The sequence below is a fragment of the Rhizobium sp. TH135 genome (assembly GCF_002855515.1).
Lineage (GTDB): Bacteria > Pseudomonadota > Alphaproteobacteria > Rhizobiales > Rhizobiaceae > Allorhizobium.
This window is the reverse complement of the sequence record NZ_PKRP01000004.1, coordinates 109,688-123,242: the sequence shown is the minus strand read 5'-3', so window position 1 is coordinate 123,242 and position 13,555 is coordinate 109,688. Positions and strand designations below refer to the sequence as shown.

Here is a 13,555-nt window from a genome sequence, read left to right as displayed (position 1 = left end):
CCGAAGAACATTAGCCGGCAATAGAATTTAGAGAATTTTGACCGGCTTCGTCCACTGGATGAGCACGACGCAGCCCTCCTCCGACGAGACGGAATGCGTTGTCCCTTCAGGATTGGCGATCAGCGATCCCTTGGGATAGTGGCCGAATTCATCGCTTTGAGATCCTTCCAGCACCAGGATCGTTTCGAGCCCTACATGTAGATGCCTGGGCACGGAGGCGCCCGGGGCGTAGCGCAGCAGTGCCAGTTCGGGCTCGCCCGTCACCAGACGGCAGATCTCGACACCCTCACGGAAGTATTCGAACTGGCAGTGCTGCCAGCCACCGCGCAGGAAATCCGGGAAACTCAAGGCTTCAGACATCGAGCGCCTCCACGATCTGATCGACGGTCGCCGCCCATCCGACGATCGCTCCTTGCGCGGTGATCATGTCGATGGCTGCCTGTTTGAATTCGGGGAAGTAGCTCTCTGTGGCATCGGTCGCGAGCAGGCATTCGAAGCCGCGATCATTGGCCTCGCGCATGGTGGTCTGGACGCAGACTTCGGTGGTGACGCCGGCGAAGACCAGCTGACGGATCTTCCGATCGGCCAGGATCTCTCCGAGGGGCGTCGCGTAGAAGGCGCCCTTGCCGGGTTTGTCGAGCTCGATCTCGCCCTCCATCGGATAGAGTTCCGGAACGATGTCGGCACCGGGTTCGCCGGAGATGAGGATGCGACCCATCGGACCGGGATCGCCGATGCGCAGAGAGGGCTTGCCACGCTCGCGCTTGGCGGGTGGGCAATCGGACAGGTCCGGACGATGGCATTCGCGCGTGTGGATGACAGGCAGTCCGGCAGCGCGGAAGGCGGCGAGCAGCCTTGCCGTCGCCGGAATGATTGCCTGCAGAAGGGCAACCTTGTTGCCCAGTGTTTCGCCGAAACCGCCGGGCTCGACGAAGTCGCGCTGCATGTCGATGATGATGAGGGCCGCATGGTCCCGATCGAGGTCGAAGTCGAAGGGACGCGCCTTGATGATTGCCATCAGTGATGTCCTGCCATGTGCCGGCCGATCTCGCCGATATCGGCGTTAGCGGCGGGAGTCTCATACGCGATATGCCCGTCCGACATCACGAGGATCCGGTCGGAAAGCTCCAGGATTTCGTCGAGATCTTCAGAGATCAGCAGAACAGCGGCGCCTGCATTTCTTGCGGCCATGATACGGGCACGGATTTCGGCAACGGCCGAGAAATCGAGGCCGAAGCAGGGATTGGTGATGATGAGGAGATCGACGTCGCCGGTCAGTTCGCGGGCGAGAACCGCGCGCTGCACATTGCCGCCGGAGAGCGAGGCGATCGGAGACTGGAGCGAGGCCGTCTTCACCTTGTATTCGCCGACCAGATGGCCCGCCTGTTCGAGCATGCGGCTGCCATCGAGCCAGAACTGCGCGCGACCTGAAGTGAAGTCAAAGTCGCGGAAGAAGATGTTCTCGGCCACCGTCATGCGCGGCGCGCAGGCATTCTTCAATGGCTCCTCGGGCAGATAGCGGACATTGAGTTTGCGGGCTTCGCCGCGCCGCGCGTGATAGGGCTCCGCCTTCACGCGGATCTCGCCCTTTTCCAGCGGCCGCTGGCCGGTCAGGATCTCCATCAGCTCCATCTGGCCATTGCCGGAGATACCGGCAATGCCGACGATCTCGCCGGATTTCACGGTGAGATCGGCGATGTCGACGGTCTTCAGGCCGGAGCGATCCGGGGCCCTGACGCCGGAGACGGAGAGGACAGGCACGCCTTGGTAGGCGACGCGGGCGGCCGGCTTCACCAGCTCCTTTTCACCGATCATCATCGCCGCCATGTCGGAAGTCGTGAGATCGGAGACCTTGCCGCCGCCGACATATTCGCCGCGTCTCAGGACCGAGACTTCGTCGGCAAAGGCCGTCACTTCGCGGAATTTGTGGCTGATCATCAGGCAGGTGAGTTCGCCGGCACTCGTCAAACCCCGGACCATGCCGAGCAATTCGTCGGCTTCCGCCGGTGTCAGCACAGAGGTGGGCTCGTCGAGGATCAGGAAACGGCGGCCGAGATAAAGCTGCTTCAGGAGTTCCAGCTTCTGCTTTTCACCGGCGGCGAGCCGGCCGACGGGGATGTCGAGCGGCACGGAGAAGGGCATTCGGTCCATGAAGGCGGAGAGCGCCTGACGCTCCTTCTTCCAGTCGATCAGCGCCGGTGCGTCCGCCCGGCTGATGACGAGGTTTTCGGCTGCGGTGAGCGATGGAACGAGCGTGAAATGCTGGTAGACCATGCCGAGCCCGAGATCATGGGCGGCACGGGGGTCGGGGATCTCGACCTCAAGGCCCTCGACCATCATCTGGCCCGAGGTCGGCTTGTAAAAGCCCATCATGCATTTGACGAGGGTCGACTTTCCGGCACCGTTTTCGCCGAGCAGCACATGGAAGGAGCCGGCGGCGACACGCATCGAGACGTCGTTGAGCGCCGTGAAGCTGCCGAAGCGCATGGTCATGCCGACGGTTTCCACCGACATGGCGTGATCGGGTGCTTTGAATTCTTGCGCCGGGACCCTCATGGCAGAGCGTCCACAAGCTTTTCGCTGTCCGACACGGAGCCAAAGACGCCACCCTGCATCTTGACCATCTTGATGGCGGCGGCATGGTTGCCGGGGTCGGTGGCGCCGCAGCAGTCCTCGAGGATGACGCATTCGAAGCCGCGGTCATTGGCCTCGCGCATTGTCGTGTGCACGCAGACATCGGTGGTGATGCCGGTCAGCACGATGTTTTCGATGCCACGCGTGCGCAGGATCAGTTCGAGATCGGTGGCGCAGAAGGAGCCCTTGCCCGGCTTGTCGATGATCGCTTCGCCCGGCAGCGGCGCCAGTTCGTCGATGATTTCCCAGCCCGGTTCGCCGCGGACGAGAATGCGGCCACAAGGACCGGCATCGCCGATGCCGGCGCCGATCTGCTGCGAGCGCCAGCGCTTGTTCGGCGGCAGGTCGGAAAGGTCTGGGCGATGGCCCTCGCGGGTGTGGATGATGTGGTAGCCCTTGGCGCGCATGGCCGAGAGCACCTTCTTGATCGGTTCGATCGGCGCGCGGGTGAGCGAGAGGTCGTAGCCCATCTTGTCGACATAACCGCCGACGCCACAGAAATCAGTCTGCATGTCGATGATGATGAGCGCGGTGTTCTCAGGACGGAGATCGCCGTTATAGGGCCAGAGATAGGGATCTGCCTTAATGGTCGTCATTCCGCCGCCTCCTTGTTGGTCTCGCCGTAGCGGCGCACGGGTTTCGGGAAGCCGCAGGATGTGCCGTCGGTCACCTGGACCTCGTCTTCCCAGGGGAGCTTGTACTCTCCGGCCACCAGGTCCTGCATGAAGGTGTAGGGGCAATCGCCCGCACCGCCGGCAACGGCCGAAAAGCCACGATGACCGAGTTGGTAGATGTTGTTTTCGACGCCCCAGACGCGCCGCGCCTCGCGCACGAGATCGGGGCGGACTTCCGCCGTGATGATCTCGTCCGGGCGACCGGATGTGCCATGGGCGATGATGCTGCCGTCGAAATTGACGATCATGCCCTCGCCCATGGAATCGAAAGTGCCGTCCGATCCGCACATGCAGACATTGGCGGTGACCATCAGATTGCAGAAAGAATTGGACTGGTTGGTGAAGCGCCAGGCCTCGCGCATCGGGGCGGTGTAGCCTGCCGTGCGCAGCATGATCTCGGCACCCTTATAGGCTGCCTCACGTGCCATTTCCGGGAACATGCCGTCGTGGCAGATGATCAGCGAGAGCTTGCAGCCTTTGGGGCCTTCGATGACGGGGATACCGAGATCGCCGGGTTCCCAGGGTTCGACCGGCACCCAGGGGTGGAGCTTGCGGTAATAGAGTTTGATCTCGCCCTGGTCGTTGATAACAAGACCGGTGTTCCACGGATTGCCGCCGGGATTGTATTCCATGATCGAAAAGCAGCCCCAGATGCGGTTGTCGCGGCAGGCCTCTCTGAAGGCTGCGACTTCGGGACCATCCATCCGGCACATGATCTCCGGGTTCGTATCCATCGAAAGGCCGTGCAGGGCATATTCGGGGAAGACGACGAGATCCATGCCGGCGATGTTGCGGCGCGCCTTGGCGACCATGCCGACAATCTTGTCGGTCTGGGCCGCGAGATCGGCCCGGGTGACCGTGTTCGGCAATTGCAGCTGCACGAGGCCGATGACCACCCCCTCGGGCGACTTGTTGAGACCGCCTAGTCCGTTCATGGATCCTGCTCCTATTTGGTGATGCTGAGTTCGCCGGGTGCCGACACCATGGCCCGGGTGCGCGAGCTGATCGCGATCAGGAGGCCAAGGGTGAGCACGTAAGGTGCGGCGTAGAAGAGGTAGTAGCCCTGGGTGACGCCGACCGATTGAAGCGCGGGCCCGAGCGCGCCCGCGCCGCCGAAGAGCAGCGAGGCATAGAGGCAATGGACCGGGTTCCAGCGAGCGAAGATGACGAGCGCCACCGCCATCAGGCCCTGGCCTGAGGAAATGCCTTCGTTCCAGCTGCCGGGATAGTAAAGCGAGAGATAGGCGCCGCCGACACCGGCCAGCGCACCGCCGACCGCAGTCGACCAGAGCCGCACTCGGTTGACATTGATGCCGAGCGCACGGGCGGCATCGGCACTGTCACCCGCGACCCGGATGGTGAGGCCGACGCGGGTGTTTTTCAAAACCCAGGCGGCGAGGAATGCGAGCGCAATGCCGACGAGGAAGAGGACGTTGACGTTAAGGGCCGCCTGGACCTGCGGGATATCCGACCAGAAACCGAGCGGGATCGACGGCAGATCAGGCGCGACAGGCTGGACGTAGGGCTTGCCGAAGAAGAAGGCGAGGCCCGAGCCGAAGATCATCAGGGCGATGCCGATCGCGATGTCGTTGACCTTGGGAAACTTGCAGATCCAGCCGTGCAGGAGGCCGAAGAGAAGACCGCAGACGGCCGCCGCGAGCGTACCCGCCCAGGCGGAGCCGGTATGATAAGCGACGGCATAGCCGCTCATCGCGCCGAAGACGAGCGTGCCTTCGAGGCCGAGATTGATGCGGCCGGAGCGTTCCGTCAGGCATTCACCGATGCTGACGAAGATGAAGGGGGTGGAGACACGGATGGCGCCGCCGAGGATGGCAAGGGGCATGCCCCAGAGACCGATATCCGTCATGCGCGCTTCCCCTTCTGCAGGGGGCCATCCAGCGTGATGCGATCACGGAACGCGTCGGACAGGAGGATGGCGATGAAGATCATGCCCTGGAAGACCACGATGGTCGCATCCGGCAGGTCGAGCCTGCGCTGAACGAGGCCACTGGACGCCTCGAAGCCGGCAAAGAGCAGGGTGGCCGGGATGATCGCCAGGCAGTTGTGACGGGCGAGGAAGGCGATGAGGATGCCGGTATAGCCATAACCGCCGGCGAGCGAGGCATTGGCCGAGCCATGGACGGCCGCCACTTCGAAGGCACCGGCGAGGCCAGCGAGAGAGCCGCCGAGCGCTGTAAAGCCGATCATCAGCAGGCCGGCTGGCAGGCCCTGGACCTGGGCTGCCCGGATGTTGCCGCCGACGATGCGGGCCGCAAATCCGAAGGTCGTCTTTTCGATCAGCACCCAGCAGAGGATGCAGGCGATGATGCCGGCCGCGAGGCCCCAGTGCACACCGATGCCGGGGATTTCGCCGATCCGATAGAGTTCCGGCAGGGGTGCCGTGGAGGGTTTGTTGAGGCTGGCTGGATCACGCAGCGGTCCTTCGACCAGATGGTTCATGAGCGCGATTGCGATATAGGCGAGCAGCAGGCTGGAGATCGTCTCGTTGACCCCGCGGAAATGCCTGAGAGCCCCGATGCCGCCGATCCAGATGGCACCGACGAGCGCACCCGCGATCATCATGGCGAGGATCCCGACCGGACCCGGCATGCCAGGCGCCAGCATGGCGACCGCACCGGCACCGACACCGCCGAGCACGATCGCCCCCTCTCCGCCGATCACCACGAGGCCCAGCCGGGCCGGCAGGGCGACGCAGAGGGCGGCGAGAAGAAGCGGTGCCGCGCGGGCGAGCGTGTTGGTCCAGGAAAAGGAGGTGCCAAAGCCCGCCTTGTAGACGAGGGTGTAGAACTCGATCGGCGAGGTGCCGATCAGGAGCAGAAAAACGGCAAAGAGGAGCATGCCGGCGAGCAGCGCTGCCAGTGGCAGGAAGAGCGGGTCGAGCCAGCGCAGGATCGTCTCGAGCGAGACACTGCGTCTGGCCAGGCCCTGCTGGCTTGCGAGATCCGCCGGTGCGCTCATGGCATGCCCCTCCCGGATGCTTTAAGAGGTCGATCCGACGACACCCTCGACGAGGTAGCCCATGCTTTCGAGCGCAACGTCGGTCTCGGCGAAAGCCTGGCCTTCGGTGGCGATGACATTGCCCTTGTTGTCCTTCAGCGGTCCCTTGATGACCGAGAAGCCGCCCTTCATGATTTCGGCAAGCGTCGCGTCGAACTGCTTGCGTGCCGGTTCGGTGACGGCCGGTCCGAGGGGACTCATCTTGACGAAGCCTTCGGCAAGGCCGCCGCGGACGAAGTTGTCGATGGTGCCGCCCGAAAGGGTCGTGTTGACCATGTCGGTATAGACCTTGGACCAGTTCCACTCGGCACCGGTAAGATATTTCTCAGGCGCCAAAGGGCTCTGGTTGGCGTGGTAGCCGCAGAGGAACATGCCGCGGCCGGCGCCGGTTTCCATGACCACCTTCGGGCCGTCGACATGGCAGGTGACGACGTCGACGCCCTGGTCGGCGAGTGCGTTCGTGGCTTCCGCTTCCTTGACGGCGAGCGACCATTCACCGGTGAAGATGACCTGGCAGGTGATCGTCGGATCGACGGCGCGGGCGCCGAGCAGGAAGGAGTTGATGTTGAGCAGGACCTGCGGAATGGGCTTTGCGGCGACGAAGCCGATCTTCTTGGTCTTGGTCATGTGACCGGCAACGATGCCGTTCAGATACTGGCCCATGCCGATATAGCCGAAATAGGAACCGGTATTGGCCGGTTTGCCCGGGGTCCAGAGACCGCCGCAATGCTCGAAGCGGACATCGGGATATTTCGGCGCCATGGTCAGGATATGGGGGTCGAAATAGCCGAAGGAGGTCGGGAAGAGCAGTGTTGCGCCGTCGAAGTTGATCATGCTCTCCATGGTCTTCTGGACGTCGACCGTTTCCGGTACCTGTTCTTCTTCGACCACGGTCACGCCCTCGATTGCCTTGATCGCGGCAGCGCCTTCGGCATGGGCCTGATTGTAGCCGAAGTCATCCTTCGGGCCGACATAGATGAAGCCGACGGTCAGGCCTGCGGCGCGTGCGATGTCGAAGGGAAGCACGCTGCTGGCAGCAGCCAGACCGGCGAGACCGGCTGACTGGCGCAAAAACTGGCGGCGGCTCGGCATAAGAAACTGGCTCATGAAGGATCTCCCAGATCAGGATGAACAGTGAAGCTCGGGCGGGCGCTGGTTCCCCTGATTTTCTATGGCGCTCCGCGTTCACCTTTGAGTAACCCATATGGCGCCGCTTCTGTCTTGTGCTAAGTTTTGCGCGAGCTGCTGCAAATTTTGCATCACCACAGGAGATCTCACATGCGGCATCTGACTTCGCTTCGGTACATCGATGCTGTCGCCAAAGCCGGCTCCATCCGCGGGGCCGCGGAATCGCTGGCAATCACCTCCACGGCGCTCAATCGGCGTATTCTGGCGCTGGAGGAGGAGTTGGGCGTGCCGGTCTTTGAGCGGCTGCCGCATGGAGTTCGATTATCGAGTGCGGGCGAGATCCTGATCCATCACATCCGCAACCAGATCTCCGACATGGAACGGGTGCGCTCGCAGATCGCCGACCTTTCAGGGGTTCGCCGCGGTCATGTGTCGATCGCCTGCAGCCAGGCGCTCCTGCCCTATTTCCTGCCGCATCAGATCGCGCACTATCGCAAGGACCATCCGGCGGTTACCTTCGGTGTGCATCTGCGCGATCGGCAGGCCGCGGAGCAGTCGCTGGTGGATCACTCGGCGGATCTGGCGATCGTCTTCGAGCCGGTCAGGATGGCCGATTTCATGACGCTGATCCGGGTGCATCAGCCGGTGCATGTGGTGATGGCGCCGCATCATCCTCTGGCAGCCAAGGACACCATCCGGTTGAGCGACTGTCTGGCCTATCCCTATTCCCTCCCGACGGTCCCCTTCGGCGTCCGGCACCTCATGGACATGGCGGCGCAGAAATCATCCTATCGGCTCGAGCCGGTGATCGAATCGGACAGTTTCGAGTTCCTGCGCAATCATGCGGTCGCAGAGAACATCATCACTTTCCAGATCCCGATCGGGCTTTCGGACCATACGATGACGGGAGAGATGATCACGCGGCCGCTCGACAAGCGGGATGTGCCGGCAGGCGTGCTCTATATGGGACAGTTGCGCGGCCGGACGCTTCCGGTCGCGGCGGCCCGCTTTGCGGCCCAGCTCTCGACGGCACTTGCCAGCCGATACGAAGTGTCGTGACGGGGTAGCCGAAACCTAGCGTTCGACGGCGTCCGGGCGCGTTGCGCGATAGAGTAGATAGGCGAAGACGGCAGCCAGGCCGAACCAGGTCATGGCATAGCCAAAATGTTTATTGGGGAAGGAGACCACCGTGAGCCCGCCGATGGGGAGGCCATCGCCGGACGCATCAGCATCTATGAAATAGGGCGCGACCTCTCGCAGCCCAATGGCTTCAGCCATGGCGACTGTGTCACGGGAGAACCATCTGCTAGCCGTGGGGTCGTTATCCCGGAGAAAGGCGCCACCCGGCTGGGTGAGGCGCAGGAGGCCTGTGACCGTTTGCTCACCCTCAGGTTTCGGTCTGTCAGCGGCCGAGGTCTGGTCATCTGGCACGAAGCCGCGATTGACGAAAAGGCGCCAGCCGTCATCCGCCTCGAAGGGCGACATGACCCAGAAACCTGAGCCTCTAGATGTGACTGCCTTCACGAGGGTATCGTCAGAGGGAAGATACTGCCCTCGCACTTCGACACGGCGATATTCCGCCGTGTCAAATGTGACGCCCGTCCAAAGATCGGGTCCGGGAGCAGCGGACGGCGGAGCCACAAGCCCCGCTTCGACACGTTCGATCAGCGCCGTCTTCCACTGCAGGCGTTGGAGCTGCCAGACTCCGAGGCCCACGAGCAGGCTGACCGCAAGCACGCCCAGCCCGATGAGCCACCACGGTCTGCGCGCTCGCGTCATGCCCTTCTGTCCTGTCAGGAGCCGAAGCCCTGGAAGCTCTCGTGGTCCATCGATGGCATCATGTTGGTGTTCAGGTTGTACATGACCCAAACGGATCCGGCGATCATGATGACCACCACGATGATGGTGAAGATCATCGACAGCATGGTCCAGCCTTCGTCAGACCGGGTGTTCATGTGCAGGAAATAGACCATGTGCACGAGGATCTGGACGACGGCGAAGCCGATCACCGTCACCGCCGTCAGCACACGGCTGTCGAAGCCGCCGCTCATGACGATGGCGAAGGGAATGATCGTCAGGATCGCCGCCAGCACGAAGCCGGTGAGATAGGAGCGATAGCTGCCGTGGTCGTGGCCACTGGTGTCGTGGCCGTGGCCCTGTTCGTGGTGGCCATGGGGCTGAATGGAAGGTTTGGACATTAGATCATCCCCAGAAGGTAAACGAAGGTGAAGACACCGATCCAGATCACATCGAGGAAGTGCCAGAACATGCTCAGGCATTCCATGCGTCTGGTGTTCGCCGGAATCAGGCCCTTCCGATTGACCTGGACCATCAGCGTGACGAGCCAGATGCAGCCGAACAGCACGTGCAGGCCGTGGGTGCCGACCAGAGCGAAGAAGGCCGAGAGGAAGGCAGACCGCTGTGGACCGGCGCCAAGCTCGATCAGGTGATGGAATTCGTAGATTTCGAGCGCCAGGAAGGCGAGGCCGAGCAGAAGGGTGACCGCAAGCCAGGCCTGCATGCGGGCCTGTCGACCTTCGTACATGGCGAGCATGGCAAAGCCGAAGGTGATCGAGGATACCAGAAGGAAGCCGGTGTTGATCGCGATCAGATTCAGGTCGAACAGCGCCTTGGGGCCTGGGCCTGCCGCGTAGCTCTGGCCGACAACCCCAAAGACCGCGAAGAGGACCGCGAACATCAGGCAGTCGCTCATCAGGTAGATCCAGAAGCCGAGCCGCGTGGACGCGCCTTCCGGATGATGGTGCGGTTCTGTTTCCCAATAGACGGCAGGTGCGTCGGATTTGGTGATGGTGCTCATGGTCGTCACGCTCCCACGCTTGCGAGTTCGCGATCACGGGCCTTTTCGACGCGCTCGACCTCATCGACAGGGACGTAGTAGTCCCGGTCGTAGTTGAAGGTGTGGGCAATCGCGACGCCGATTATCGCCACGAAGGACACAGCCGCCAGCCACCAGATGTACCAGACCAGCGCAAAGCCGCAGAGTGTGGCCAAGGCCGAAATGACGACACCCGTGCCGGTGTAACGCGGCATATGGATCGGGATGTATGGCGCTTTCGGGCGCTTCTGCCCGACCTGCTTCATGTCATGCCAGGCGTCGAGATCATGGACGACGGGCGTGAAGGCGAAGTTGTAGGACGGCGGGGGAGACGAGGTCGCCCATTCCAGTGTCCGGCCATCCCAGGGGTCGCCGGTCACGTCCATGTTGTCCTTGCGGTTCCAGATCGAGACTGCAATCTGGATGAAGAAGGCGGCGATGCCGACAGCAATCAACAGTGCGCCAAGGGCTGCCAGGATGAACCAGATCCGGAGATCCGGATCATCGAAGACGCGCATGCGGCGGGTGACACCCATCAGGCCGAGCACATAGAGCGGCATGAAGGCGAGCCAGAAGCCGCTGACCCAGCTCCAGAAGGAGACCTTGCCCCAGAAGACGTTGAGCTGGAAGCCGAAGGCCTTGGGCCACCAGTAGGCGATTGCGGCAAAGCAGCCGAACAGCACGCCGCCGATGATGACGTTGTGGAAGTGCGCCACCAGGAAGAGCGAGTTGTGCAGGACGAAGTCTGCCGGCGGGACGGCGAGGAGGACGCCCGTCATGCCGCCGATGGTGAAGGTCAGCATGAAGGCGACCGTCCACATCATCGGCAGGTCAAAGCGCACCCGCCCCTTGTACATGGTGAAGAGCCAGTTGAAGATCTTGGCCCCCGTGGGCACGGAGATGATCATGGTGGTGATGCCGAAGAAGGCGTTCACCGAAGCACCGGAACCCATCGTGAAGAAGTGGTGCAGCCAGACGATATAGCTCAGGATCGTGATGCAGACGGTGGCGTAGACCATCGAGCTGTAGCCGAAGAGCCGCTTGCCGGAGAACGTGGACGTAATCTCCGAAAAGACGCCGAAGAGGGGCAGGATCAGGATGTAGACTTCCGGGTGACCCCAGATCCAGATGAGGTTGATGTACATCATCGGGTTGCCGCCGAGATCGTTCGTGAAGAAGTTCGTTCCCACGTAGCGATCAAGCGTCAGAAGAATCAGCGTCATCGTCAGCACCGGGAAGGAAGCGACGATGAGGATGTTGGTGCAGAGTGCTGTCCAGGTGAAGACCGGCATGCGCATCAGGGTCATGCCCGGTGCCCGCATCTTCACAATGGTGACGAGCAGGTTGATGCCTGAAAGCGTCGTTCCGACCCCGGCAATCTGCAGACCCCAGATGTAATAATCGACCCCGACCCAGGGACTGTATCCGATACCCGAGAGCGGCGGGAAGGCGAGCCAGCCTGTCTGGGCAAATTCGCCGACGAAGAGCGAGGCCATGATCAGGACTGCGCCGCCGACGGTCATCCAGAAGGAGAAATTGTTGAGGAAGGGGAAGGAGACGTCACGCGCGCCGATCTGCAGCGGCACGACATAGTTCATCAGACCCGTGACGAAGGGCATCGCCACGAAGAAGATCATGATCACGCCATGGGCCGTGAAGATCTGGTCGTAGTGATGGGCATTCAGATAGCCTTCAGACCCGTTGAAGGCGAGCACCTGCTGCAGGCGCATCATGATGGCGTCGGCGAAGCCGCGCACCAGCATGATCAACGCCAGGATGATGTACATGATGCCGATCTTCTTGTGATCGACGGAGGTCAGCCATTCGCGCCAGAGGTATCCCCAGAGGCGATAATAGGTGAGCGCGCCGACCGTAGCGGCGCCGCCGACCACGACGACTGCGAAAGTCGCCAGAACAATCGGATCCGTCGGGATCGCACTCCAGTTGAGGCGACCGAGAAGAAACGTGGTGGAATGGTCTATCGTAGCCATACCGAATTCCTGTCAGAGTTGCGGCGCATTGCCGGCTGCCTGCCGAACGAGCGTGAGGAAGCGTTCGGCCTCACCGCCGAAGGGCGATGCCGGCTGCTGCATGTTGTGTCCCATAAGGGGACCCGAGACGACGGGCTTGTCGTTGAAGGAGGCGGGCTTTGCGGCCAGCATCTGCTCCAGTTCCTCGACCGAGCAGAAGCCCAGAACCTTGAAGGGTTCCCAACCGAAGACCGGCTCGCGCGTGCCCCGGCGTTCGTGCTTGTCGTAGATGAGAGCGCTCATGTTGACCGTGCCGGCGAGACCTGTGCCGCCCTGGGCGTCGAGCGCCATCATTTCTGCCATGCAGATCTTGCCCTCTTCGACGCACATGTTGACGACGCGCGGGAAGAGCTGCGGATCGATGCTGGCGAAGACCTCCGGCTTGACGTTTTCACTGGGGCGCTCGAGTTCCAGATACTTGGCGCGGTCGAGCTTTACGCTGCCAGAGCGTGCTTCTTCGACCCAGGCCTCGAAGGCTGCTGCGTCGGTTGCGTTCGCCTTGAAGCGCATGCCAGAGAAACCGGCACCCGAGTAATGCGAAGCCAGTCCCTGGAAGGTGCCTTCCTCGTTGAAGACCCCGTGCAGTGTCGTCTGCATGCCGGGCATGGCGTAGATCATGCCGGCCATATGCGGAATGTAGAAGGCGTTCATGACCGACGACGAGGTCAACGAGAAGCGGATCGGACGATCGGTCGGAACCGGAAGCTCATTTACGGTGGCGACGCCATATTGCGGGTAGATGAAGAGCCACTTCCAGTCGAGAGCTACGACCTGCACATCCAGCGGCTCCTGCTGCGGATCGAGCGGCTGCTCTTCGGAGACCCGCGCCAACGGACGGTAGGGATCGAGGAGATGGGTTCCGACCCAGGTCAGCGCACCCAGGCAGATGATGATCATGAGAGGGATCGCCCAGATGATCAGCTCCAGCTTGGTGGAGTGAGACCAGTTCGGCTTGTAGATCGCTTCCTTGTTGGCCGCCCGGTAGTGCCAGGCAAACCAGCAGGTCAGCACCATCACGGGGATAATGATGATCAGCATCAGCAAAGTTGAGATCACCAAGAGGTCGCGCTGCTGTGCGGCGATGTCACCCGTTGGCGCGAGGACTTCCGCCTTGCAGGCGGACAGGAAGAGGACCGCCATGATGGCGGTGAACAATTTCGGGAGGCGAAGCTTCTGCATCTCGTACCCTGATACACTGACGGGTCACTGAGCAGGGGTCCCCCCGAAACACTACT

Annotated in this window: 14 protein-coding genes; 1 reads left to right on the top strand and 13 read right to left on the bottom strand. The window is 62.1% G+C overall.

All coding sequences use genetic code 11. From position 1 onward, the window contains the following. Positions 1-27: 27 nt before the first annotated feature. From C0V73_RS13325 to C0V73_RS13290, 8 genes are read right to left on the bottom strand one after another with little or no spacing between them, the layout of a single operon-like run. Positions 28-360 carry a cupin domain-containing protein gene (locus C0V73_RS13325; RefSeq protein ID WP_102020493.1) on the bottom strand — a complete coding sequence of 111 codons (333 nt, stop codon included), beginning with the start codon at positions 358-360 and terminating at the stop codon, positions 28-30. Beyond that, positions 353-1,018 carry a cysteine hydrolase gene (locus C0V73_RS13320; protein ID WP_102020492.1) on the bottom strand — a complete coding sequence of 222 codons (666 nt, stop codon included), beginning with the start codon at positions 1,016-1,018 and terminating at the stop codon, positions 353-355. Before C0V73_RS13320 ends, C0V73_RS13325 begins: the two co-directional genes overlap by 8 nt. Continuing rightward, positions 1,018-2,556 carry an ABC transporter ATP-binding protein gene (locus C0V73_RS13315; protein WP_102020491.1) on the bottom strand — a complete coding sequence of 513 codons (1,539 nt, stop codon included), beginning with the start codon at positions 2,554-2,556 and terminating at the stop codon, positions 1,018-1,020. Before C0V73_RS13315 ends, C0V73_RS13320 begins: the two co-directional genes overlap by 1 nt. Beyond that, a complete protein-coding gene (locus tag C0V73_RS13310) occupies positions 2,553-3,230 on the bottom strand; it encodes an isochorismatase family cysteine hydrolase (RefSeq protein ID WP_102020490.1) in 678 nt (225 codons plus the stop codon). The genes C0V73_RS13315 and C0V73_RS13310 overlap by 4 nt, the downstream gene beginning before the upstream one ends. After that, positions 3,227-4,243, bottom strand: coding sequence for a formamidase (locus tag C0V73_RS13305; protein ID WP_102020489.1), 1,017 nt, complete (start codon positions 4,241-4,243; stop codon positions 3,227-3,229). Before C0V73_RS13305 ends, C0V73_RS13310 begins: the two co-directional genes overlap by 4 nt. A gap of 11 nt (positions 4,244-4,254) precedes the next feature. Further along, the gene (locus C0V73_RS13300) at positions 4,255-5,175 is read right to left on the bottom strand and encodes an ABC transporter permease (RefSeq protein WP_102020488.1); all 921 of its coding nucleotides are present in this window, start codon (positions 5,173-5,175) and stop codon (positions 4,255-4,257) included. Next, positions 5,172-6,287 (bottom strand): ABC transporter permease, encoded by a 1,116-nt coding sequence (locus C0V73_RS13295; RefSeq protein WP_102020487.1) that lies wholly within the window; start codon positions 6,285-6,287, stop codon positions 5,172-5,174. The genes C0V73_RS13300 and C0V73_RS13295 overlap by 4 nt, the downstream gene beginning before the upstream one ends. A gap of 21 nt (positions 6,288-6,308) precedes the next feature. Further along, positions 6,309-7,433, bottom strand: coding sequence for a BMP family ABC transporter substrate-binding protein (locus C0V73_RS13290; RefSeq protein ID WP_102020486.1), 1,125 nt, complete (start codon positions 7,431-7,433; stop codon positions 6,309-6,311). A gap of 171 nt (positions 7,434-7,604) precedes the next feature. On the opposite strand from C0V73_RS13290, the gene C0V73_RS13285 reads away from it, so the two are divergent. Then, a complete protein-coding gene (locus tag C0V73_RS13285; protein WP_102020485.1) occupies positions 7,605-8,513 on the top strand; it encodes a LysR family transcriptional regulator in 909 nt (302 codons plus the stop codon). A 15-nt stretch (positions 8,514-8,528) separates the two neighbouring features. Here the strand turns inward: C0V73_RS13285 and C0V73_RS13280 are convergent, their stop codons facing one another. From C0V73_RS13280 to cyoA, 5 genes are read right to left on the bottom strand one after another with little or no spacing between them, the layout of a single operon-like run. Next, entirely contained in the window at positions 8,529-9,233 is a 705-nt protein-coding gene (locus tag C0V73_RS13280) for an SURF1 family protein (RefSeq protein WP_102020484.1), read from the bottom strand. 14 nt (positions 9,234-9,247) lie between these two features. Then, entirely contained in the window at positions 9,248-9,652 is a 405-nt protein-coding gene (gene cyoD / locus C0V73_RS13275; protein WP_102020483.1) for a cytochrome o ubiquinol oxidase subunit IV, read from the bottom strand. Continuing rightward, positions 9,652-10,272, bottom strand: coding sequence for a cytochrome o ubiquinol oxidase subunit III (gene cyoC / locus C0V73_RS13270; protein ID WP_102020482.1), 621 nt, complete (start codon positions 10,270-10,272; stop codon positions 9,652-9,654). Before cyoC ends, cyoD begins: the two co-directional genes overlap by 1 nt. A 5-nt stretch (positions 10,273-10,277) precedes the next feature. Continuing rightward, positions 10,278-12,281, bottom strand: a complete 2,004-nt coding sequence (gene cyoB / locus C0V73_RS13265; RefSeq protein ID WP_102020481.1) for a cytochrome o ubiquinol oxidase subunit I — start codon at positions 12,279-12,281, stop codon at positions 10,278-10,280. 12 nt (positions 12,282-12,293) lie between these two features. Then, a complete protein-coding gene (gene cyoA / locus C0V73_RS13260; protein WP_102020480.1) occupies positions 12,294-13,499 on the bottom strand; it encodes a ubiquinol oxidase subunit II in 1,206 nt (401 codons plus the stop codon). Between the last annotated feature and the right edge of the window lie 56 nt (positions 13,500-13,555).